At 66.2% G+C, this 22,934-nt stretch carries 21 protein-coding genes and 1 pseudogene; 16 read left to right on the forward strand and 6 right to left on the reverse strand.

The features are described from left to right. Positions 1–8: 8 nt before the first annotated feature. Both xseA and ACZI8W_RS01330 read right to left on the reverse strand, forming a co-directional pair. Positions 9–1,256 (reverse strand): exodeoxyribonuclease VII large subunit, encoded by a 1,248-nt coding sequence (gene xseA / locus ACZI8W_RS01325; RefSeq protein WP_463366684.1) that lies wholly within the window; start codon positions 1,254–1,256, stop codon positions 9–11. Next, positions 1,253–2,116, reverse strand: a complete 864-nt coding sequence (locus ACZI8W_RS01330; protein ID WP_463366685.1) for a lipid droplet-associated protein — start codon at positions 2,114–2,116, stop codon at positions 1,253–1,255. The genes xseA and ACZI8W_RS01330 overlap by 4 nt, the downstream gene beginning before the upstream one ends. 78 nt (positions 2,117–2,194) lie before the next feature. Here ACZI8W_RS01330 and ACZI8W_RS01335 point away from each other — a divergent pair, with 78 nt between their 5' ends. Further along, entirely contained in the window at positions 2,195–3,193 is a 999-nt protein-coding gene (locus tag ACZI8W_RS01335; protein WP_463366686.1) for a 4-hydroxy-3-methylbut-2-enyl diphosphate reductase, read from the forward strand. Positions 3,194–3,239: 46 nt separating this feature from the next. Here the strand turns inward: ACZI8W_RS01335 and ACZI8W_RS01340 are convergent, their stop codons facing one another. Beyond that, the gene (locus ACZI8W_RS01340; protein WP_463366687.1) at positions 3,240–4,160 is read right to left on the reverse strand and encodes a DUF6542 domain-containing protein; all 921 of its coding nucleotides are present in this window, start codon (positions 4,158–4,160) and stop codon (positions 3,240–3,242) included. Positions 4,161–4,184: 24 nt separating this feature from the next. Continuing rightward, positions 4,185–5,348, reverse strand: a complete 1,164-nt coding sequence (locus ACZI8W_RS01345) for a DNA recombination protein RmuC (RefSeq protein WP_463366688.1) — start codon at positions 5,346–5,348, stop codon at positions 4,185–4,187. A 78-nt stretch (positions 5,349–5,426) separates the two neighbouring features. Here ACZI8W_RS01345 and ACZI8W_RS01350 point away from each other — a divergent pair, with 78 nt between their 5' ends. Further along, a complete protein-coding gene (locus ACZI8W_RS01350; RefSeq protein ID WP_463366689.1) occupies positions 5,427–6,617 on the forward strand; it encodes an exonuclease SbcCD subunit D in 1,191 nt (396 codons plus the stop codon). Next, the gene (locus tag ACZI8W_RS01355) at positions 6,614–9,592 is read left to right on the forward strand and encodes an AAA family ATPase (RefSeq protein ID WP_463366690.1); all 2,979 of its coding nucleotides are present in this window, start codon (positions 6,614–6,616) and stop codon (positions 9,590–9,592) included. The genes ACZI8W_RS01350 and ACZI8W_RS01355 overlap by 4 nt, the downstream gene beginning before the upstream one ends. A gap of 7 nt (positions 9,593–9,599) precedes the next feature. Here ACZI8W_RS01355 and ACZI8W_RS01360 read toward each other — a convergent pair whose 3' ends face one another. Then, entirely contained in the window at positions 9,600–10,847 is a 1,248-nt protein-coding gene (locus tag ACZI8W_RS01360) for an AI-2E family transporter (RefSeq protein ID WP_463366691.1), read from the reverse strand. A gap of 116 nt (positions 10,848–10,963) precedes the next feature. On the opposite strand from ACZI8W_RS01360, the gene ACZI8W_RS01365 reads away from it, so the two are divergent. The 5 genes from ACZI8W_RS01365 (at position 10,964) to ACZI8W_RS01385 (ending at position 14,169) form a co-directional block, all read left to right on the forward strand. Further along, entirely contained in the window at positions 10,964–11,437 is a 474-nt protein-coding gene (locus ACZI8W_RS01365) for a hypothetical protein (RefSeq protein WP_463366692.1), read from the forward strand. Between the two features lie 36 nt (positions 11,438–11,473). Then, the gene (gene ychF, locus ACZI8W_RS01370) at positions 11,474–12,553 is read left to right on the forward strand and encodes a redox-regulated ATPase YchF (protein ID WP_463366693.1); all 1,080 of its coding nucleotides are present in this window, start codon (positions 11,474–11,476) and stop codon (positions 12,551–12,553) included. A gap of 114 nt (positions 12,554–12,667) precedes the next feature. Beyond that, positions 12,668–13,099 carry a MepB family protein gene (locus tag ACZI8W_RS01375; protein WP_463366694.1) on the forward strand — a complete coding sequence of 144 codons (432 nt, stop codon included), beginning with the start codon at positions 12,668–12,670 and terminating at the stop codon, positions 13,097–13,099. A gap of 435 nt (positions 13,100–13,534) precedes the next feature. Beyond that, positions 13,535–13,759: a type II toxin-antitoxin system VapB family antitoxin gene (vapB, locus tag ACZI8W_RS01380; protein WP_463366695.1), complete on the forward strand. Its 225-nt coding sequence runs from the start codon at positions 13,535–13,537 to the stop codon at positions 13,757–13,759. Continuing rightward, the gene (locus tag ACZI8W_RS01385; protein ID WP_463366696.1) at positions 13,750–14,169 is read left to right on the forward strand and encodes a PIN domain nuclease; all 420 of its coding nucleotides are present in this window, start codon (positions 13,750–13,752) and stop codon (positions 14,167–14,169) included. Before vapB ends, ACZI8W_RS01385 begins: the two co-directional genes overlap by 10 nt. A 340-nt stretch (positions 14,170–14,509) precedes the next feature. Here ACZI8W_RS01385 and ACZI8W_RS01390 read toward each other — a convergent pair whose 3' ends face one another. After that, the gene (locus tag ACZI8W_RS01390) at positions 14,510–15,988 is read right to left on the reverse strand and encodes an MFS transporter (RefSeq protein ID WP_463366697.1); all 1,479 of its coding nucleotides are present in this window, start codon (positions 15,986–15,988) and stop codon (positions 14,510–14,512) included. A gap of 99 nt (positions 15,989–16,087) precedes the next feature. Here ACZI8W_RS01390 and ACZI8W_RS01395 point away from each other — a divergent pair, with 99 nt between their 5' ends. The 8 genes and pseudogenes from ACZI8W_RS01395 (at position 16,088) to ACZI8W_RS01430 (ending at position 22,927) form a co-directional block, all read left to right on the forward strand. Continuing rightward, positions 16,088–16,537: a MarR family winged helix-turn-helix transcriptional regulator gene (locus ACZI8W_RS01395; RefSeq protein WP_463366698.1), complete on the forward strand. Its 450-nt coding sequence runs from the start codon at positions 16,088–16,090 to the stop codon at positions 16,535–16,537. Between the two features lie 133 nt (positions 16,538–16,670). Next, positions 16,671–16,952, forward strand: a complete 282-nt coding sequence (locus ACZI8W_RS01400) for a type II toxin-antitoxin system RelE/ParE family toxin (RefSeq protein WP_463366699.1) — start codon at positions 16,671–16,673, stop codon at positions 16,950–16,952. A gap of 34 nt (positions 16,953–16,986) precedes the next feature. Further along, positions 16,987–17,241 carry a HigA family addiction module antitoxin gene (locus ACZI8W_RS01405; protein ID WP_463367020.1) on the forward strand — a complete coding sequence of 85 codons (255 nt, stop codon included), beginning with the start codon at positions 16,987–16,989 and terminating at the stop codon, positions 17,239–17,241. 3 nt (positions 17,242–17,244) lie between these two features. Further along, a complete protein-coding gene (locus ACZI8W_RS01410) occupies positions 17,245–17,739 on the forward strand; it encodes an NUDIX hydrolase (RefSeq protein WP_463366700.1) in 495 nt (164 codons plus the stop codon). Between the two features lie 175 nt (positions 17,740–17,914). Further along, a pseudogene (locus tag ACZI8W_RS01415) lies at positions 17,915–18,966 on the forward strand (IS256 family transposase); the annotation flags it as partial. Positions 18,967–19,087: 121 nt separating this feature from the next. Next, complete coding sequence (locus tag ACZI8W_RS01420; protein ID WP_463366701.1) at positions 19,088–20,194, forward strand: site-specific integrase; 1,107 nt, start codon at positions 19,088–19,090, stop codon at positions 20,192–20,194. Next, positions 20,191–22,419, forward strand: coding sequence for a tyrosine-type recombinase/integrase (locus ACZI8W_RS01425; protein WP_463366702.1), 2,229 nt, complete (start codon positions 20,191–20,193; stop codon positions 22,417–22,419). The genes ACZI8W_RS01420 and ACZI8W_RS01425 overlap by 4 nt, the downstream gene beginning before the upstream one ends. Then, positions 22,409–22,927, forward strand: coding sequence for a DUF6262 family protein (locus ACZI8W_RS01430; protein WP_463366703.1), 519 nt, complete (start codon positions 22,409–22,411; stop codon positions 22,925–22,927). The genes ACZI8W_RS01425 and ACZI8W_RS01430 overlap by 11 nt, the downstream gene beginning before the upstream one ends. Positions 22,928–22,934 lie beyond the last annotated feature (7 nt).

The raw sequence follows: 22,934 nt of genomic DNA on the forward strand, positions 1-22,934 counted from the left end.
GTGATCCTCTAATTCTCTCGTCCCATGACGACGGCCCGCACCGCACCGTCACCCACTCGCACCCGCAGTTGTGTGCCGGGCGGGGCATCGTCGACCGATCGCACCACCTCGGGATCGTCGTCGGCCACGATCCGCTGCACCACGGCGTAGCCGCGGGCGAGCGTTGCCGCAGGTCCGAGTGTGGACAGCCGTGCCCGCAGATGCTCGACGGTCGTTGCCTCCGCCGCGACCGTCCGCGAGACGTCGCGCCGTCCGGCCACCCGGAGCCGGTCGATCTCGTCGGTCCGCCGGTCGAGTGCGGCGATCGGATCGGCCAGCACCGGCCGGTCGCGCAGCTGGGCAACGACGTGTTCTTCTCTGCGCACCCAGTTCCGCAGCGCGCCGGCCGCCCGGGCCCGGAGATCGTCGACGAGATCGCGCTCGGCGACCGCGTCGGGCACCACACGTTTCGCGGCGTCGGTGGGGGTCGCGGCCCGCAAGTCGGCCACGTGATCGGACAGCGGGCTGTCGGGTTCGTGCCCGATCGCACTGACGACGGGTGTGGTGCACGCGACGATCGCGCGGCACAGGGCCTCGTCGGAGAACGGCAGGAGATCCTCGGGACTGCCGCCGCCGCGCGCGAGGATGATGACATCCACGTCGGTGTCCTTGTCGAGCGCGGCGAGCGCGTCGAGGATCTGCGGCACCGCGGTCGGGCCCTGCACCGGGGTGTTGCGCACATCGAACTGCACGGCCGGCCACCGCCGCTCCGCGACCGACAGCACGTCGCGTTCTGCAGCGCTGGCTCGGCCGGTGATCAGCCCGATCCGTTGCGGGAGGAACGGCAGGGGGCGTTTGAGCCGGGGATCGAACAGTCCCTCCGCGGCGAGGAGTTTGCGCAGGCGCTCGAGGCGGGCGAGTAGTTCGCCGATACCGACGGGACGGATCTCGGTGATCCGCAATGCCAGACTGCCGCGACCCGGCCAGAACGTGATCTTGCCGAACACTACGACGCTGGTGCCCTCGGTGAGCGGTACCTCGGACGCGCGGAGAAGTTGCGGGTCGCAGGTGAGCTGCAACGACATGTCGACCGACGGGTCGCGCAGGGTCAGAAACGCGGTCCGGGTCCCGGGCCGGGCGTTGATCTGGGTGAGCTGCCCTTCCACCCATACCGTGCCGAGCTTGTCGATCCACCCGGAGATCTTCTGCGACACGGTACGCACCGGCCACGGGTTGTCCGCAGTGTTGGCGCGGGCGCCGGACGGACCGGTGTTCACTTGCGTTCGGCGCTGGAGATGCGATTGGACAGCATCGTGACGAACGGTGCCCGCTCGGCATTCGCGTTCTCGTAGGCGAGCAGCGCGGTGAGATCCTCGACCGACAACGTGCGGAGACGAGCACGCAGTTGCGCGAGCGTCAGCGAGTCGTAGTCGAGGTACTCGGCGATCTCGGCCGGCTGTGTCGGCTTGGCTGCCGAGTCGGCGGTTGCTTTCGCGGCAGACTTCCGGGCTGCCTTCTTCGCCGGTGAGGCTTTCTTTGCTGGTGAGGCCTTCGTCACAGTTGGCTTCGAGGAGGAGGGTCGCGTGTCGGCAGCCTTCTTCGCGGGCGCCTTCTTCGCGGTGGACTTCTCTGCGGCAGGCTTGCCTGCGGGCGGCCGCTTCGCCTCGGCCGCGGCAGGAGTCTTTGCCTCGATCGCGGATGATTCGGACGGGGCAGCAGCGGTGCTGGACGACTGCCTCGACGCGGGGGCAGTGGTGGACGCGGGGGCAGGGGTCGGCTTCCCCGCAACCTCGCCTGGTGGTGTCGAGTACAGCGCAAAGCGCCCGGACGCCGATGCGGGCGTCGGAGTCGAGTCCTTCTCTGCGGGTTCATCGTTGCTGGTGAGAGGGTCTTTGTCCTCGTCGAACACTGCCCACTCGGGTTCCGCGGAGGGCGCGGATCCGAACGCGTCGAACAGCTGATCGCCCTTGATCGCCAGGCCGGTCATCACTTGCTGCATCCGCATCGCTGTCTGCAGGATCTGGCTCACCGTGGTCATCGGGAGCGCGACGGCAGTACTCGGCAGTCGGAGGGTCTCTTCGTACGCGGTGACGGCCACGCCGGCGGCCACCCGTGCCATGAACGGTGGACGGATCATTCCCTCACCCTGCCTCACGAACGGTGTCATTGGTAGCCGAGCGGGTCGAGGTGGCCGCTCGGCCCGTACTCTGGAGGTATGTCTGCGCCTGTTCCGCTCGAAGTAGGAATCACACGGTCACCCGGTGCATCTGCGCCGGGAAAGCGCGTCCTTCTCGCCGAGCCGAGAGGTTACTGCGCCGGTGTGGACCGTGCAGTGGAAACCGTCGAGAAGACTCTCGAGAAGCACGGTGCTCCGGTCTACGTCCGCAAAGAAATCGTGCACAACCGCCACGTCGTGGAGACTCTTGCCGAGCAGGGCGTCGTGTTCGTCGACGAGACCGACGAGGTCCCTGAGGGATCGGTGCTCGTGTTCTCCGCGCACGGAGTGTCTCCGGCTGTGCACGAGTCGGCGGCCATCCGCAACCTGCACACCATCGACGCAACCTGTCCCCTGGTGACGAAGGTGCACCAGGAAGCGAAGCGATTCGCCCGCGACGACTACGACATCCTGCTCATCGGTCACGAAGGGCACGAGGAAGTCGAAGGCACTGCAGGAGAGGCACCCGACCACGTCCAGCTCGTCGACGGCCCCGACGCGGTCGACGCGGTGACGGTGCGCGATCCGTCGAAGGTGATCTGGCTGTCGCAGACCACCCTGAGCGTGGACGAGACGATGACCACCGTGCAGCGGCTGCGCGAGAAGTTCCCGCAGCTGCAGGATCCGCCGAGCGACGACATCTGCTATGCCACCCAGAACCGTCAGGTGGCGGTCAAGGCGATGGCTCCCGAATGCGATCTGGTGATTGTGGTCGGCTCCCGGAACTCCTCGAATTCGGTCCGGCTCGTCGAGGTCGCGCTCGGTGCCGGCGCAAGGGCGGCGCACTTGGTGGACTACGCCCGCGAAGTCGACCCAGCCTGGCTCGAAGGGGTCGAGACCATCGGAATCACCTCGGGTGCCTCCGTGCCGGAGATCCTTGTCCGTGGCGTGATCGACCTGCTCGACGAGTCCGGATTCCACACCGTGCAGTCGGTGACCACCGCGAACGAGACCCTCGTGTTCGCTCTGCCGCGGGAGCTACGGGACGCTCGCCGCTGAGCGGTCGCCCTTTCGTCGCGGTTGTCCCTCGTCGGAGGGCTCCGTGTCAGTCTTCGACGCGATCCCGGTAGCGTGCCACCGGCGGACTGTGCCCCGGGGCCTGCCTCGGGGCACCTGCCATGGGTGTCGGCCGCGGTGCTCGGAAGGATGCTTCCTCGGGCCGGGGGCGTCGCCGCTGCGGAGGATCCCGCCTCGGATCGATATCGCCACGGCGCGGCGCAGCTGTTGCGCGCGGTGCCGGGTCGCCGGCCCGGGGCATCGTGTTCCGGCGACGAGGTGCTGCCGGCCGGCCGCGTGAATCTGCGACGTCGCGCACCGAGGCCTTCGTCATGGGTGGCTCGCCTCGTTCTGCGCGCGCCGCGGGGTTGCGCATCGCGGACGTCCGTGATGACGAGGCCTTACGAGGAGCGTCGGCCGGTTTCGGTGCCTCCGATGTGGGGCGCTTCGCGCTCCCTCGACGCCCGGTCGCGGCAGCGGCACCGCGAGCCGGTGCGGACCTACGAGATTGCGGAGCACGCGCACGCACACCTGCGTTCTGTTTCGCGAGAAAGATCCGTGCGGCACCGATCGCCAGCACCACCACGGTGGCCAGCAACATGGCCGGAAACCGGTTGACCATGGGATATGCGACGTTCAGTGCCAAGTCCCTGAGGCCGCTCGTGCTGCCGGAGGCAAGGACTTCCTGACCGACCGGCACCGCCACCAGCAACAACAACGGTGGTTGGGCCATCGCGGTGAACAGTCCGCGGTAGCGGACCGCCGCAACGGCCACGATGCATCCGAGGACATAGAACGCGGTGAAGGTGGAGGTCAACTGGTCGCCGCCGGCCGCATCGATCAGCAGCCCGACGAGGGTCACGCCGACCGCGATGAGCGGCGCCCCCCACCAGGGAACACCGGGAAGCGACGGGACCAACGACCGCATGTCGAGCGGCACTGCCGAGCGAGCGCGTTGGGATGCAGACACAAGGTAAACAGTAACCCGAGAGAATCAGCTTGCTTCGTCGACAGGACCGTCGGTTTCGGCAGTTTCTGCGAGTGTGCTGCGGCGCGGCCACGAGTCGACGCGCCGAACCTCGGGCACGTCGCCGTCGAAAAGTTCCAGCTCATTGAGTTTTCGGGCCGTGACTCCCACGCGTGTCTCCATCGACGACACCGTGACGTTGAACGAATCGACCGCTTTGCCCAGTTGCCCCCCGAGCCGATCGAGATGATCGCCTACCGTGCCGAGGCGTTGATACAGCTCTCTACCCAGCCTGTGGATGGTTGCGGCGTCTCGTGACAAGGCTTCCTGACGCCACGTGAAGGCGATCGTGCGCAGCAGGGCCACGAGTGTGGTCGGGGTGGCGAGGATCACGTTTCGCGCGAACGCGTACTCGAGCAGATCCGGGTCTGCGCCGAGCGCCGCATCGAGGAACGGGTCGCCCGGAACGAACAGCACGACGAACTCGGGTGTCGGATCGAACGACTCCCAGTACGACTTCGCGGAAAGCTGGTCGATGTGGGTACGCAACTGGCGTGCGTGCCGGGTCAGGTGTCGGTCCCGCTGTGTCGAATCCTCCTCCTGCGCTGCGTCGAGGTATGCGGCGAACGGCACCTTGGCGTCCACCACGATCTGTTTGCCGCCCGCGAGGTAGACCAGCAGATCGGGCCGGACACCCTCCTTCGACACCTGCGTGTCGAAATCGCAGTGCCGCACCATCCCGGCCAGCTCGACGACCCGCTCGAGCTGGATCTCACCCCACCTGCCACGCACCTGCGGTGCCCGCAGGGCGGTGACGAGTTGCTGAGTCTGCGTCGACAGCGACTGGGAGGCGCGGTGCATGCCCTCCACCTGCTCGGTCAGGCCGGCGTACGCGTGTATCCGGCTCCGCTCGACGTTCTCGACCTGCCGGGACAACGCACCGACAGCTTCGTGCAGTGGTCCGACCAGCCGCGACACCTGCTCACCTACGGCTCCGGACTGCCGTCTCGCGGCATCCTCGTTCACTGCGCTCAACGACTGCCGGAGCTGCGACTCGTTGGCCTCGAGCGCGGCGAGCTTCGCCTCGGCGCGCGCTGCCCGGTCGCCGCTGCGTGATGCGTGCAGCAGCCAGCCGAGCACCACCCCGAGGACGAGTGCAACGACGAGACCCAGTGCGGTGAGAACTGACATGAGCCGCATGATGCCGCACTGTGGCGACACTTACCCGGATCCCGTGCGTGTCGGTGTCCTCCTCTACCGTCTGACGGCATGCGGATCCTGCACACCTCTGACTGGCACATCGGTCGCACCTTCCACGGTGTCGACCTCCTCGCCGACCAGGGCGTCGCGCTCACCGCCATCGCCGACCTCGTCGCCGAGCGCGATGTCGACGCGGTGGTGGTACCGGGAGACATCTACGATCGCGCCATCCCGAGCGCCGATGCGGTCGCGGTGTGCAATGCCGGGCTCGAAGCGATCCGTGCTGCCGGTGCCGTGATCGTGGCAACGTCCGGCAACCACGACTCGCCTGTCCGCCTCGGAGCGGGTGCAGCATTCGCCGCGCACGGGGGACTGCACCTGATCACGCGGGTCTCGCAGATCGATCGGCCCGTGGTGTTGCACGACGAGCACGGGCCGGTTGCGTTCTACGGCATCCCGTATCTCGAGCCGGAGATCACCCGCTCCGAACTCGACGTGCCCGGTGCCCGATCGCACCAGGAGATCCTCGACGCAGCGATGGCGCGGGTGCAGGCCGACACCACCTGCGGTGGCCGCACCGTGGTTCTGGCGCACGCCTTCGTGGTCGGCGGGGCGCCGACAGAGTCGGAACGGTCGATTTCGGTCGGTGGTGTCGAGACGGTGTCCGCGGCCACCTTCGACGGTGCCGATTATGTTGCCCTCGGGCACCTGCATTCGCCGCAGACGGTGTCCGAGCACGTCCGGTATTCGGGATCGCTGCTGCCGTACTCGTTCGGTGAACGCTCGCACCGCAAGGCGGTGTGGCTCGTCGACCTCGACGCGACGGGCCTCGCGTCCGTCGAACGTGTCGACCTTCCGACGGTGCGAGAACTGACCCAGCTCACCGGCGACCTCGACGACCTGCTCGCCGATCCGGGCCACGAGACCGCCGAAGACCACTATGTCGCCGCCGTCCTGACCGACCGCGCTCGCCCGGTGGACGCGATGCGGCGGCTGCAAGAACGGTTCCCGCATGCGGTGCACGTGCAGTGGGAACGCCGCGCCTCGGAGTCCGAGGGTAGCTACCGCGAGAAGGTGCGTGGCCGCACCGATCTCGAGATCGCCTCGTCGTTCCTCACCGACGTCCGATCCGAGCCGTCCACACGCGAAGCGGAATGGTTCGAACAGGCCCTTCGCGACGGTGATCGCAGGCGCGGTATCGGCGACGAATCGCGGCGCGACGATTCCGCTCGCGACGAGCGGGCGGACGTGCCGGCATGAGGGTGCATTCCATCGAGATCACCGCTTTCGGGCCGTTCGCCGACACCGTCGCTGTCGACTTCGACGCCCTCGGCGCCGACGGGCTGTTCCTTCTGCACGGGCAGACCGGCGCAGGGAAGACGTCGATTCTCGATGCCGTCGCATTCGCGCTCTACGGGACGGTGCCCGGTGCCCGCGCCGACGGACGCAGACTGCTGTCCGATCACGCGCCCGCAGGCGCCACACCGAAGGTCTGCCTCGAGGCGACGATTGCCGGCCGGCGACTGCGCGTCGAGCGAAGTCCCGAGTTCGAACGCGCGAAGAAGCGGGGCGTCGGCACTACCAAGCAGCAGGCGAAAGCAACCTTGACGTGGCTCGACGGTGTGGGGGAGAACCTGTCGCGCGCCCAGGAGATCGGCGACGTGGTCAAAGGGTTGCTCGGGATGAGCGCTGAACAGTTCTTCCAGGTCGTGCTGCTCCCGCAGGGGGAGTTCGCCAAATTCCTTCGGGCGGCCAGCGACGAGCGGGGCAGGCTTCTCGAGCGATTGTTCGACACCGCGAGATTCGGCGACGTCGAGCAATGGTTCCGCGAGCGCCGCGGATCGGGCGCCAAAGCGCTTGCCGAACAACAGAATACCGTCGACGTTCTCGCCGCAAAGGTGGGTGCCGCCGCGGGGATCGAGGCCGGGGCAGACGCCGAGCCCGTCGAATGGGCCCGGAGGTTGCTGGCCGACGCCGCCGATGTTCGCGACGCTACCGCGGCCCTGCACGCCGACGCCCGCGAGCTGGACCGCAGCAACCGGGCGGCGCTCGACCGCGCGGTAGCGCTACAGGAACGCATCCGGCGTCGCGGCGAAGCCCTCGAAATGAAAGCCAGGCTCGACGCCGGTGAGCCGGAGCGCGCGGAGATGACCGTCGAACGCGACGCAGCACATCGTGCGCAGCTGGTGGCGGTGCTCGATCGTGAAGCGGCCGGAGCCGTTGCTGAATCGGAGACCGCGCTGGACGAACTCGACTCCACCGCAGCGGTTCTCGCGAAGTCCCCCGAGGGGCGTGAGCTGCTCGACGAGGTTCCGGGGCCACCCGAAGACCGCGATCGCGCGGTGATCCGTCCCCGCTGCGAGCAGTGGTCGAGTGAGGTGACTCGACTCGACTCCCTGATCGACCAGCAGCAACGAATCTCCGAGATCGGCTCCCGACGTGAGGTGTTGAACGAAAATCGGAAGATTGCCGACGCAGAACTCGCGAGTATCGTCGCGGAGCGTGCCGCGCTTCCCGGTAGGGTGGCCCAGGCTGCGGGTGCAGCCGCGGAGGCGGAGAAGGCGGCGGCATCGCTCCCCGGATTCCGCGATGCCCGCGACCGGGCTGCCGACGCGCTTGCTGCCGCGCGTGAACTGCACTTGCGCAGTGCAGAACTCGACCAGCGGGAGCGGGCGTCCGCGCAGCGCCATGCGGAGCACAACCTGGCGCACGAGGCGCTGCTCGACATTCGTACTCGTCGAATTGCGGGTATGGCGGCCGAACTGGCCGCGAGACTGGTCGAGGGGGACCCCTGCGAGGTCTGCGGCGCGGTGGAGCATCCGTCACCTGCACGACCCGAACCCGACGCCGCGACCAAAGACGATGAAGAACGTGCCCACGCCACTGAACGGCAGGCAGCGAAGGTGCTTACCGAGGCGCGTGAGGCCGTCGCAGATGCCGCGAACACAGTGGCGGTCCTGCGGCAACGCAGCGGCGACGCCTCCGAAGACGAGTTGGCCGTAGCGCACGCCGACGCCGTTCAGGTGCACGACACCGCCGAGTCTGCGGCGGCACAGCTGGATCGGCGCCGTCGCGCGGTCGCCGACCTCGACGCCCGCGATCTCGCACTCCGATCACGCGAGCGGGAAGCGGAGGCGGCTCTGGCGGCCATCGCCCGTGACGACGCCGTACTGGCATCGGAGGCCGACGAGATCGGTCGCCGTGTCGCGCTGGCAGTCGACGGAAACGAATCGTTGTCGGCCAAGCGCAAGCGTCTCGCTGCTCTGGTGGAAGCCGCCACCGCATGGCTCGACGCGCGACTGCGGGTGGCTCAGGTACGCGCGGTCGCGCAGAAACGGGTGCGTGAGGCGGAGATTGCGGCAACCGACGGAGGCTTCGCCGACCTACTACAGGCGCGTGCTGCTCTGCGTCCCGCGGTGCGGATCGCCGAGATCGACCGTGAGATCCGCGACGCCGAGAACCGTCGGGCGATCGTCGCGGCCGTGCTCGACGAACCGGAGATCCACGCGCTCACAGGCGAGGAGGTCGTCGATGTCGAGGCTGCGCGCGCGATGGTGACCTCCGGTGCCACGGCACTCGAATCGGCGCTCACTTCAGCGACCGAAGCGCATCGCCGTTACACGGATATCGCCACCTATACGAACCGGCTCGAGCAGGCCTACGACGAGCTGGTTCCGTTGCGCGACGAGCAGGCGGAACTCACTGCGCTCGCCGACGTCGTCGCCGGTGGCGGAGCGAACAATCGCAAGATGTCGTTGCGTTCCTATGTGCTCGCCGCACGACTCGAGGAAGTGGCGGAAGCGGCGTCCGACCGGCTGCGCAGAATGTCCGGTGGCCGATACGAATTCGTGCACAGCGACGCGGCCGGAAACCACGGCAGGCGCGGTGGACTGGGTCTCGATATCCACGACGAGTACACGGGGGCGGTGCGCTCCACCAAGACGCTCTCGGGTGGCGAATCGTTCCAGGCGTCCCTGGCGCTGGCTCTGGGGCTCGCAGATGTCGTCGCCGCCGAAGCCGGTGGGGTGGTGATCGACACCATGTTCATCGACGAGGGGTTCGGCACCCTCGACGCCGACGCGCTCGATGCGGTGATGGGGGTCCTCGACGAACTGCGTGCCGGTGGTCGCGTGGTGGGTGTGGTCAGTCACGTCGACGAACTGCGGCAGCGAATCCCGAGCCGTCTCCACGTGCTGCGTGGACGCACCGGCTCTACCGTGCAGATGGCGAGTTGAATCGTGCCTACGAGTTGGTAGGGGAGGAGTCCGGTGCGGGTGACGGAGTGTCGCCCGGGGCAGGCAACGCCTTCGTTTCGTCCTCGATTTCGTCCTCGTCTTCCTCTGGTTCCCGCTCGACCGCACGTGCGTCGATCTGCTCGCCCACGTAGCGGATGACCACTGCGGTGACCGCGGCGACCGGGACAGCCAGGAAGGCACCGATGATCCCGAACAACGACGAACCTGCCGCCACCGAGAGCAGGACCACCACGGCGTGCAGTTTCATGCTCTTGGACTGAAGTACCGGTTGCAGCACATTGCCCTCGATCTGCTGCACCGCGATGATCAGAACCAGCACGATCACTGCGGTGGTGAACCCGTTCGCGACCAGTGCGACGAGCACCGCGAGCGCACCTGCCACGAACGCACCGACGATCGGGATGAAGCCGCCGATGAACGTGAGGATTGCGAGTACCGGGGCGAGCGGGACGCCCAGGATGACGAGCCCGATGCCGATGAACAGCGCGTCGATGAAACTCACCAATGCCTGGGTGCGGATGAATCCGCCGAGGGTCGTCCACATCCGCGTGAGGACTTCCTCGATGTGGCGGCCTGCCCTGCTGCCGCTCACCCCATGCAACCACGGTAGGAACCGGGGGCCGTCCTTGATGAAGAAGAAGATCAGGACGAGCGTCAGACCCAGGGTCACGAGCAATGATCCCGCAGTGCTCACCCCGGAGAACACACCTCCCGCGATGGAGGCGGCACTGCCCTGCAGACGTTCGACGACGACGTGCACCGCGTTGTCGATCTGTTCGTCTTGCAGATTGATCGGTGGGCCCTGTACCCAGTCCTGCACGGTGTTGATGCCTTCGGTGGCTTTGTTCGCGAGTTCGGGAACCTGCGCCACGACGGACGGGACGATACCGGCGATGATCCCGGCTACGATCGCGAAGAACAGCACGAGCGTCAGGCCGGCCGCTGCCGCGGGAGGCACCCCGCGTTTGGTCATGCCGCGAGTCGGGGGCCACAGGATCGTCGCTATGACGATGGCGAGGGCGACCGGCAGGACGATCACCCACATCTTTTCGATGATCCAGCCGAGCACCAATGCCCCGGCGGCGATGAGAACGAGGCAGCCCGACCACTTCGCCAACCAGATCCCACCGATCCCGATCAACGTCCCACGATCGGGCTTGGCGGCAGTCTTGTCGCCCGCCTGGTGGTCGGGGGTGTTCTTCGACTCGCTCAACGGGGGTCCTTCCGCGCGCATGTGTTGATCACCTCGATCGGTATTCGCCAATCTACGGCTCGAGTGCCGGATGTGCCGTGGGATACGGGTTTGCCGGAAAAGCCGTGTCCACCGCGAACGGGTGGCATCCTCGAAGAATGTCCTTGCACATCGAGAATCGCCCTTCTCGCAGAGTGATGTGTGTAGCGATCGCCATCGCGTGTGCCGGAGTTCTCAGTGCGTGCGGCGACGACGATTCCGCCACTTCGGAAGGCGTACGTTCTTCGGCGGGTGTCGCGGTCACCTCCGTCCAGGAAGGCGCGGAGGGCGCAGCCTCATCCGTGCAGAGCGCGGCGTCCAGTGTCGCCGAACGGGCAGGAGGCTGGTTCGACGACGCCAAGCTCGGCGCATTCGTCACCGCCTTCCGTGCTGCCTATCCGAACCTGTCTGCCGACCGTGAAACTCAGTCGATCGAAACGATTGTCACCGAAACCTGCCCGCTGATCGAGAGCGGCGCCGACGACGCCGAGGTGAACGCGAAAGTCGGCGAGCTCGCAACCAACGGCTCCGCTGAGCCAACCGACGATCAGGCTGCGCGCATCGCCCAACTGGTTCGCGTGGCGTGCGGATGAGTAGGTCGCGCAACGACCACGTAGACTCTTGATTCCGTGAGCCTTACCCTCGGAATCGTCGGACTTCCCAACGTCGGCAAGTCGACGCTCTTCAACGCGCTGACCAAGAACGACGTGCTTGCTGCGAACTATCCGTTCGCGACGATCGAGCCGAACGTCGGTGTCGTCGAGCTGCCGGATCCGCGGCTGAATCGGCTCGCCGAGATCTTCGGGTCGGAGCGCATCCTGCCGGCAACCGTGTCGTTCGTCGACATCGCCGGGATCGTCAAGGGCGCGTCCGCGGGCGAGGGGATGGGCAACAAATTCCTTGCCAACATTCGTGAGGCCGATGCGATCTGCCAGGTCGTTCGCGTATTCGACGACCCGGACGTCGTGCATGTCGACGGCAAGGTCGACCCGATGGCCGACATCGAGGTCATCGCGACCGAGCTGATTCTCGCTGATTTGGAGACGATCGAGCGGGCGGTGCCGCGCCTCGAGAAGGATGCGCGCAAGAACAAGGAACTCGTCGCGCAGCTGGAGGAGACGAAGAAGGCGCAGGCGATTCTCGAGGATGGCCGTACTGTCTTCTCCGCTCAGGCCGAGGTGAAGGCCGAGTTGCTGCGAGAGTTGCATCTCCTCACCGCCAAGCCGTTCCTGTATGTGTTCAACGCCGATGAGGCTGTGCTGACGAGCGATGAACGCAAGGACGAATTGCGCGCTGCTGTTGCGCCGGCGGACGCGGTGTTCCTCGATGCCAAGGTAGAAGCCGAACTTCTCGAACTCGAGGAGGACGAGGCGATGGAACTGCTCGAATCCATCGGTCAGACAGAAGCCGGACTGAAGCAGCTTGCCCGCGCGGGTTTCCACACCCTGGGGTTGCAGACCTATCTCACGGCCGGACCGAAGGAATCCCGCGCCTGGACGATCCACAAGGGCGACACGGCACCCAAGGCTGCGAGCGTGATTCACACCGATTTCGAGCGCGGGTTCATCAAGGCCGAGATCGTCTCGTTCGACGACCTCGACGCCGCCGGCTCGACGAACGCCGCGAAGGCTGCGGGCAAGGTGCGTATGGAGGGTAAGGACTATGTCATGGCCGACGGGGACGTGGTGGAGTTCCGGTTCAACGTGTAGTCGCGTGTCGCTTTAACGTCTTGGACGAGCGCTGGATCCGCAGCGGGGTCGGGGCTTGTGCTCTGTGCAGGGCGATGCTGGGGCCGGGTCGATCTGCCCTGGTAGATTCCTTGGGTGACTTTCAGTGCATTTGAGGCGTATACCGCCACGGTCGGAATGACTGCATCGGTGATGCCCGAAGCGCAGAACAGTGACTACGAGTCGGGGCTTGCCAGGGTTGGCGAGGAGTGCTGGCATATCAGGACCGCGCGCACCACGCCGACCAAGCCCGGTGCTTTTCTTGCGTTCTGGACGCGCGATGCGGACGGTGTGACCACTCCTTTCTCGACTGATGCCGTGAACGCGGGTCTGCTGGTGTTCGTGGAACAGCTGGGTCAACGCGGTGTCTTTCGCTTCACCCCGTCACACCTTGCCCGGCTTGGAATCACATCGGAGCCGGGGTGTGGAAAGCGCGGCTTTCGCGTGTATCCCGACTGGTGTGTGGGCTTGAACGCGACTGCGGCAGCCACTCAACGTGCGCAATCTCCAGCGTTTCAGGAGTTCTAGGAGCTTCGGTTTCGAGAGTGCCGCTTACTGGGGAGCAGGCTTCGCCCCACTGCGGTTAGCTCGCTGGACCCTGAGGCGGTGGTGAAGGAACTACTGCCCGCGGGGACTCCTGCGAATGGCGTCGCATGCAACCTCCCGTTCATGACGGGGTGGAGGGCGCGTACTCGGGCGGAGCCACAGATTCAGACGATCTTGGGTCGATGAAGCACAGTCCAGTCTCTCATCGCCAAGGTGCTCCTCGTATCCGGCCCGCAGCAGCATCAAGCGGGTCCTGGTCTCCTGCGGGGAGTCCACCCAGTCGCGAGCCTGCGCGCGAGCCAGGACCCGTTCGGCTTGTACGGATGGCTACCTGCCGAGCGAGCGACGACGTACTGATCAGGCGACACTCGACTCTGCGTGTGATATCGCGATATCATCGTGGTGGAGGTGGTGACGATGACGAACGTGCTGATCCGTGGACTGAGTGAGGCTGCCGTCGAGCGCATCGATACTGAGGCGGCGGCACTAGGGCTCTCGCGCAACGAGTTCCTTCGTCGGCGACTGGAGCAGGACGCCTCGACTCCGGTCGCCGCGACGGTCGCTGCCGATGACTGGAGTCGCTCGGCGGCGGCCTTCGGAGACCTTGCCGATCCTGACGTGATGGATGCCGCGTGGCAGTGACGAGTTGGCTGGTCGACAAGTCGGCATACGTGCGCATGCAGGCGGGCCAGGCGGCGAGCATTGCCGTGTGGAACTCGCGCATCGAGCGTGGGCTGCTGCGTCTGTCGTCGGTGACGCGGCTCGAACTTGGTTTCTCCGCCCGCTCGGGTGAAGCAGGTCGCGAGGCTTTCGGGCTGCCACCGCTGTCGCTCATGCCGGTCGAGCATCTCACGCCCGCGATGGAGGACCGCGCCTTCGAGGTGCAGATGCTCCTTGCCGACCGTGGCCAGCATCGTGCTCCGTCCATCCCGGATCTGCTCATCGCAGCGACCGCGGAGAAGGCCGGGCTCACGGTCCTGGCCGTTGACAAGGACTTCGATCTCATCGCCGAGGTCACCGGTCAGTCCGTGGAGACGCTCGCGCTGGTCTGACTCATCGAGGTCGTGTCGCCGGGCCATGAGATGGCTGTACGTGCCGGAATGCGGTGGAGTTTCGGTTCAACGTCTAGATCCCTGGTCAGATACACTATTTGTAGTACAAGACCACGCAGCGGCACATCGCGTGGCAACACTATCGCAGCAGCGCGGAGGGGTGCTGCGCAGCCTGATGATCACAGCAGCGTGCATCATTCCAGTCGGATCTGCTTCGCGCCTCGATGTCGACCAGTGGCACGTGAGTGTTCATCGCATCTTCGTGGCCTACGGCGAGTAGTTTGCAGTCCCGCTCCGATGGTGAAGCTGTGGCCGGTGACCGTGGTGTCGGCGATCGCGTTTACCTCGGTTGTGGTGCGGCTTCCTCGGGCGGGGCTTCTTCACGGGCTGCATGGGGGAGCAGGGGCGTCACGCAGAGCGCGAGAGTGAAGGCGGCGACCTGATACCAGAGTGTGGTCGCTGCGGCGTCGGAGAAGGCTTCGGATCTGGTGGGCGTGGTGGATTCCGTGAGGGAAAAGTACATGGTTCCGACGATGGCGATCCCCAGTGCTGTGCCGAGTTGCATGACGGCATTGGCGATGCCGGACGCAGCGCCTGCGAGGTCCTGGTCGATGTCGGCGAGGACGACTCCGGTGAGGATGGGGACGGCCATGCCCATGCCCAACCCGATCACCAGTACCGGGAGTGCTATCTGCCACCACGTCGCTGCAGGGCCGATGACTGCGATTGTGGCGATCAGTGCGAGAGCGCCGACGTTCATGGTGGCCAGGCCGATGGCGATGACGCGGCGACCGTGGGTGGTGGCGTAGCGGCGTGCGATGGGCGAGGTGAGCACGATTCCTACCGGCCAGCTCACCACCGCGACGGAGGTTCGCAGCACTGACCAGCCCTGACCGAGTTGGAGGTTGTAAGTCAGAACGAGGAACAGCGATCCGAGCCCGGAGAACACCACCAGCATGATCGCCAGGCCCGCCGTGAACGAACGATGCATGAACAAGGAGGGTGGCACGAGCGCAGACCCGATCGTGCGCTCGCGGTGCCGCTGCTGCCACGCGAACAGCACCATCGCCGGGACGAAGGCGATCAAGGACGCGATCGTCCAGCTGTCCCACCCACGCTCGCGGCCCTGGATGAGTGGGAACATCACGGCGAGCATCGCCAGGCTCACCAGAAGCATCCCGGCGAGGTCGATGCGTGGCGAATCGGCCGCCCGGCTCTCAGGCATGAGCCACACTGCCAGGGCGATGGCCAGCAGCCCGAGGGGGACGTTGATGTAGAAGATGGTGCGCCAGCCCAGGCCGAGAAGATCTGCTTCGGTGAGCACCGCGCCCAGCAACGGGCCGCACACATTGGCCAGGCTGAGGGTGATGCCGTAGAAGACGAACGCCCTTGCACGCTCGGCACGATCGAACAGCACGACGATGACCGACATCGCCTGAGGCAGCATCAGTGCCGCTGCAACACCCTGAACGAGCCTACCTGCGATCAGCACCTCGGCGTTCGGGGCGGCACCGCACGCGATGGAGGAGAGCATGAACCCGACCATGCCGGCCAGGAACATCCGCCTGCGACCCAGCGTGTCGCCCAGCCTGCCACCCGTCACCAGGACTAGAGCGAAGGTCAGGGAGTATCCGGCCATCACCCACTGTGCCGCCCCATATTCCGCGCCCAGACTGGACTGCATCTGGGGCAGGGCAATGTTCACCATGGTCGCGTCCGCCAGATCGACGAAGACCGCGAGCAGCAACACAGCGAGCACGACCCACCGTCCACGGCTCCGCGCCATGCCCGTCCGCGCCTGTGCGCCAAGTTCCACCATCAGGGGCTCCGTTCGCCGATACACTGGACCTGCCAGAAGAAGAGAAACGCGACTATAGAGTGTCTCGTTTATGGAGAGACTAGCAGGGGATGGTGCCGGATGCAGAACGATGCTCATGGTCTGGTTGACGAGCTGCGTACCGGGGCTTTCCTCGCCGTCCGGTTCCATGCAACGCTCGCTGCTCACGCCGGAGTCAACATCACTGATGTCACCTGCCTAGGCGTGCTCGATAAGTACGGCCCGCTGAGCCCTGGTGAACTGGCCCAGTACGCGGGACTTACCCGTGGCGGGGCAATCACCGCGGCCATCGACCGGCTCGAACGAGCCGGGTTCGTCAGTCGCGCCCGCAGCAACGCTGATCGCCGCAAGGTCTCCGTGGAGCTTCTCCGAAATGGTCCCTACGCCGAGCTCACCGCGGTCTTCGATCGGCTGGCCGACTCCTACTCGAAGATCATCAGCGAACGCCCCGCTGCTGAGCGTGCCGATCTGCTCGGTTTCGCGACGCAGATCAACAGTGCGCTTGAGGAGTGCACCGACCTCCTTCAGTGAGGCGACTGGAGCCACGCAGTCGGTCGGGACCCTGGGTGTGGATGGCGGTGCAGAGGTTGGTCCGTGCCGGAGCTCGGTGGAGTTCCGGTTTAACGTCTGGCGTTATTGACGTTCCCCGTTATACACTGCTCTCGTGATCAGATCGTTCGGCAACAAGGAGACCGAACGGCTGTGGCGTCGAGAGCGCGTACGGTCGATCGATCCCAGGATCCATCGGGTCGCGTTGCGCAAACTTCGCCAGGTGGGATCCGCCGAGACTCTTGACGACCTGCGCATCCCACCGGGCAATCGGCTCGAGGTCTTCAAGGGTGATCGGACCGGGCAGCACAGCATCAGGATCAACGACCAGTGGCGGATCTGCTTCGTGTGGACCGACACCGGACCAGAGGAGGTGCAGATCGTTGACGACCACTGACAGGATCGAGCCGATCCACCCGGGCGAGGTCCTCATGGAGGATTTCATCGAGGGCTTCGGGATCACTCAGAACAAGCTCGCCGTGTCCATCGGTGTCCCGCCTCGGCGGATCAACGAGATCGTCCACGGCAAGCGGGGGATCACGGCGGACACCGCGCTGCGGCTGGCGAAGTACTTCGGCACGTCGGCGGAGTTCTGGATCAACCTCCAGAGCCATTACGAGCTTGACCGTGCCAAGGATCTCGCGGGAGAGCAGATCGCCTCGATCACCCCGCTGAAGGTCGCGTAGCGCGTGCCGGTCGGACTGGAACGCCGCCTCGTGCGGAAGGTAGTCGGTTACGTCGTGCGCAACGACCGGCTACTGGTTTTCAGCCATGACGACATACCGCTTGAGGTCGTGGGTGTCCAAGTTCCGGCAGGCACCATCGAGGACGGGGAGGCGCCGGAGACCGCGGCAGTGCGCGAGGTCCTCGAGGAGACGAACCTCCAGACTCGTGTCATCCGGGCACTAGGGGTCGAGCGGTATGACCTCTGGCCATCGAAGCCCGAGATTCACGAACGGCACTTCTTTCAACTGGCTGCCTTGGGTGCGGATCTCGAAGAGCAGTGGAGCGCAGGTGAGCCCAGCCCATCGGGCGGCGGACCCCCGCAGCGTTGGACATGTCGGTGGATCCCCTTGGTGCAGGCTCACGTGCTGTGTGCGGGTTTCGGCGCGCGACTCGGTGAGATCGTGCTCGGGGGCAGCGGAGGTTCGACGGGCGAAGGGGCATCGTCAGCCATCCGGTAATGGTTGCCCGTGCCGGAAACCGATGGAGTTCCGGTTCAACGTCTAGCCCGGGGCTTGACTTCTGGAGCTGGGCACGTCGGCGTGGGCGCGCTCGGGGCGTGCATCGGCATGGTATGAGGGTGCGTCCCGTAGCGTGGTGGCATTCCCGGGGTGGCGTTGGAGCTGCTGGTAGGCGATGACCCGGCGCCAGTCTGCCCTGTCTGCTCTTGTCAGTGAACTGCTGCACGACCCTGACCTTGCCCATGAGGAGCTGTTCCGACGTCTCCTGCAGGCCGGGCTCCAAGACCGCAGAGATGCCGAGGCGTCCGCGAAGATCGGTGCGGACCGCTATGAGCGCTCACCGTCGCTCGACCCGCCGTAACGGGACCAGGGCGAAGCGCCTTGCCACTCCGGCCGGCGAGCTGGATCTGGCGATCCCGAAGCTGCGTGCCGGCTCGTTCTATCCCGCCCTGCTGCATCCTCGTCGCCGGGTCGACAAAGCACTCTGGGCCGTGATCTGCACGGCCTGGATCGACGGGGTCTCCACCCGGAAGGTCGAGGACCTCGTGCGAGCGCTGGGCAACGAGTCCGGGATCAGCAAGTCCCAGGTCTCGAGGATCTGCGGCGAGATCGACGAGGTCGTCGCCGCATTCCTCCACCGCCGACTGGACCACACCTGGTTCCCCTACCTGTTCCTGGACGCGACCTATCTCGACATCCGCCAAGCCGGCCGCGTCGTCTCCCAAGCCGTCGTGGTTGCCACGGGGGTGGCTGCGACCGGTCACCGAGAAGTGCTCGGCATGGCGATCGGCGATCGGCGATGCGGAGACCACGGACTTCTGGACCGAGTTCCTCCGCGGCCTGCGCGAACGAGGCTTGAAGGTCTCCACTGCGGCCGCGCCGGAGGGTGTGCTGATGGTGACCAGCGACGCGCATTCTGGGCTGAAGCACGCGATCAAGGCCGTGCTGCCCGGCGCGTCGTGGCAGCGCTGCCGGGTCCACTTCGCTCGCAACATCACCCAGGCGCTCGGCTCGGCACGGTCCAAGCCCGTCAACGCTGTGGTCTCCACGATCTTCGCCCAGACCAGCCCGGAGACCGTCCGGGACACGTATCAACAGGTCACCGCCTCGCTCGAGAGCTCGTTCCCGCAGATTGCGGCGATGCTGAAAGACGCCGAAGCGGACCTGACAGCGTTTGCGGCGTTCCCGATCGAGCACTGGCGGAAGACCTGGTCGAACAACCCGATCGTTATCTCTAGTCCTCCTGAGCCTGTCCGTGATGTCTTCCACGGACACTTGGGTGGTTCGGTTCTGCGTGCTGGACGTGGTTATCTCCAGCGGTCCATGAAGCAGAACCCTGGGAGTTGGAGTGCTTGTCGTACGGGTGGTTTCGTCGGTCTCGTCGCGTGAGTCGTGGACCGTTCTCGGTGATGATGATGCGACACTGGAACCGGTGGATCGGTATCTGGCGTATCTGACCGACATCGAGCGGTCACCGAACACGGTCAAGGCGTATGCGCACGATCTGAAGGATTGGTTCGAGTTCCTGTCCGGCCGTGGCCTGGACTGGACGGACGTGGGCCTGGAGGATGTCGGAGCGTTCGTGGCATGGCTGCGACTACCGACCGCAGCGCGCTCCGGCTTGGTGAGCGTCCTGCCGTCGGTGGAGCACCACTGCAGCGAAGCGACGGTGAACCGGAAGCTGTCGGCGTTGTCGGCGTTCTACGTCCACGCCGCCCGCGACGGCGTCGATGTCGCTGGGCTGCTGACGACGTGGCAGGTCGGCGGGTCACGGGGCGGATGGAAACCGTTCCTGCACCACATCAACAAGCATCAGCCCCGACCGCGGCGGGCAGTGGGTTTGAAATCGGCGAAGAAGATCCCGCGGATCCTCGCTCCGGACGAGGTGCAGGCGTTGTTGGATGCGTGCGAGCACCTGCGGGATCGGTTCCTGCTGGCTGTGCTGTATGACACCGGAATGCGGATCGGGGAGGCATTGTGGTTGCGGCACAGCGACATTTCCGCCGCCGACCGTGCGATCACGGTGCGTCGCCGCGACAACGACAACCGGGCCCGCGCCAAGTCGATCCGTTCCCGGACAGTCCCGGTCGCGGCGGAGTTGGTCCGGTTGTATGCCGACTACCTGCACACCGAATACGGGGACCTGGACAGCGACTACGTGTTCGTCAATCTGTGGGGCCGCCCGTTCGGGCGTCCGTTGACCTATTCGGCGGTCTACGACCTGGTTCGGCGGCTGCGCCGCCGCACCGGCATCGACTTCGATCCGCACTGGTTGCGGCACTCGGCAGCGACCAGGATGCTGCGCGACGGCATCGCACTCGAGGTCGTGGCGAAACTGCTCGGACACGCAAACATCCAGGTCACCGTCGTGACCTATGGGCACCTCACGGCAGAGGACGCCCGTGAGGCGATGGAGCGGGCGGGCTGGTTCGCCGGGCGGTCGGTGCGATGGTGACCGCACCCGACCAGGTCGAGCCCACCAGCCTGTTGGGGAAGCTGATGGCCGCGGTTCGCGGCGAGTTTCGGCGCGACGTGTTGGAGTTCCCCGCCGACGATCCCGTGTTCGGTGGTGGCCCCTGCCTGGTCGTTGCCTGCGGGCGCGGTGCCCGCGGCCTCGGGTTCTGCCCTGGCCACTATCAGCGCTGGGTCGACGCGGGCCGCCCCGAACCGGCAGGATTCGCGGCGACCACCGATCCGCGGTGGCGTCGACAACAGCCCAACCAGCAGTGCCGGGTCCGCGACTGCGGATACGGCAGTGCCCGCCGGGGTTTGTGCTCGTCGCATGCCCAGCGGTGGAGCCGGGCCGGGCGCCCCGACATCGAGGCTTGGCTGGTGAATCCGCCGCAGGTCAGACAGCCGCCGCCCGGCGCGACCTGCCGCATCACACACTGCCGGTTGTGGCCCCAGGGCAGCTCGGTGTTCTGCCAGACCCACCGCAGCACATGGAAAGCCGGAGGCAGACCCGACATCGGTGAGTTCGTCGAGCGGTTCGCCGCCACACCGACACCGGCGAACGAAACGATCCGCCTGCACCAGTTGACCCCGCAGTTGAAGCTGGAGATGCAGTACGTGCTGCAGCATCGCCACGATCAGCGGCACGGCACCCTCACCCCCACCGTCGTCGCCAGGGTCGTGCGGCTGCTGGTCGACTCCGGCGCCGGATCGTTGGTCGACCACGACGAACCCGAATGGGTCCGACGCGGCACAACCATGGCCAACGACAGTCGAGCAAAAGGGTTTCTGCTCTACGCGCATCGTGTTGTGCTGGACCTGGCCGAAGCCGGCGGGTGGGAATCCGAGTATCGCCGTGACGTCTGGCGGATGCACCGCCTGGGATTCGAGGGTCGAATCACCCTACGGTTCGACCGCATTCCCCAGCACTGGCTGCGGGAACCCGCCAAACGCTGGATCCGGCTGCGACTGTCCCGTGGTCTCGGCCTGGAGGCAGCGGGCGCACGGCCCCTGCGGGCGTTGATCAGGTTCGCCGGGTTCCTCGCCGACGCCGGCATCGAGACGATCGAGCGGATCGACCGGGCCCTGTTGGAGCGCTATCTGGCCGACCTGAGTCAGATGGCCGGCCCGCAGCTGCACGGCAGCCACCTCGGGCTGCTGGGCGAGTTCTTCGCCGCCATCCGCCAACACCGTTGGGACACAGACCTTCCCGCCACAGCAATGTTCTTCGCCGAGGACTACCCTCGCCGCGACGAACGAGTGCCCCGAGCCTTGGCCGAACACGTCATGGTCCAACTCGAACAGCCCCACAACCTTGACCGGTTCGCCAACCCCGCCTATCGACTGGTCACCGTGATCCTCATGTCCTGCGGACTGCGGGTCACCGACGCATTGCGGCTGCGGTCGGACTGCGTCACCACCGACGCAGACGGCGCACCCTACCTGCGGTATTTCAACCACAAGATGAAACGCGACGCGCTGGTCCCCATCGACCCCACACTGGTCGAGGCCCTCGGCGACCAACGTCGCCGCAACACCGAACGATGGCCGGCCGGGACGCCGGTGTTGTTCCCTCGGCCGAGCAAGAACATCGACGGCGTGAACCCGATAGCCTCACCGACCTACCGGGCGGCGATGCTGCGCTGGCTCGACGCCTGCGACATCCGCGACGAACACGGCCACCGCGTTCATCTCACCCCGCATCAATGGCGCCACACCCTCGGCACCCGTCTGATCAACCGCGACGTCCCCCAAGAAGTCGTGCGCCGCATCCTCGACCACGACTCACCTCAGATGACCGCGCACTACGCCCGCCTGCACGACACCACCGTCCGCCGGGCTTGGGAGAACGCCCGCAAGGTCGACATCCGCGGCTACCAGGTCACCCTCGACCCGGACGGGCCGCTCGCCGACGCCGCGTGGGCCAAGCAACGACTCGGCCGCGCCACCCAGGCACTACCCAACGGCTACTGCGGCTTGCCGATCCAACAGAGCTGCCCCCACGCCAACGCCTGCCTGACCTGCCCGATGTTCCTCACTACCGGCGAATTCCTGCCGCAGCACCACGCTCAACGGCGACAGACCCTGGAGTTGATCACCGCCGCCGAAGCACGCGGACAGCAACGACTGGCCGACATGAACAAGACCGTGCTGGCCAACCTCGACACCATCATTACCGCGCTCGACGAGCCCGACAACCCACAGGAAGTCCCTGAACATGCAGTATGACAACAGTATTCATATCGTCACCGCTGCGAAGCGGAGACACGAGTACACCCGGGCCAAGGCCATCGCGGCTATCCACGAGCTCGACAGGGCCGGGAAACCGATCACCTTCGAAGCCGTCGCCACAGCCGCAGCAGTCTCACGTTCCTGGCTCTACAGTCAAGCCGACATCAAAGACGAGATCCGCAGGCTCCGCGCCCTATCGCAACCGAAACCCCGGTCGGCCGTTCCCGACCGGCAGCGAGCCGACCAGACCTCGCTGCGGCACCGTCTCGACCTCGCGAACCAACGCAACCGCGAACTCGCCGCCGAAAACCGACGCCTGCGTAGTCAACTCGCCCACGCCCTCGGCCGACTCCGCGACGACACACGACTGCCCACGACCACCGATCGCAATCCGATAACAATCGACGACCCACGACAGGAGCACCCGGAACCCATCAACCCTCTTCCTGGACACCGTCCACATCGCGAAACCGCTGCTCACAGCTCCGCTCGCCGGCCTCACTAGAGATAAC

This window comes from Rhodococcus ruitaii, assembly GCF_055230935.1.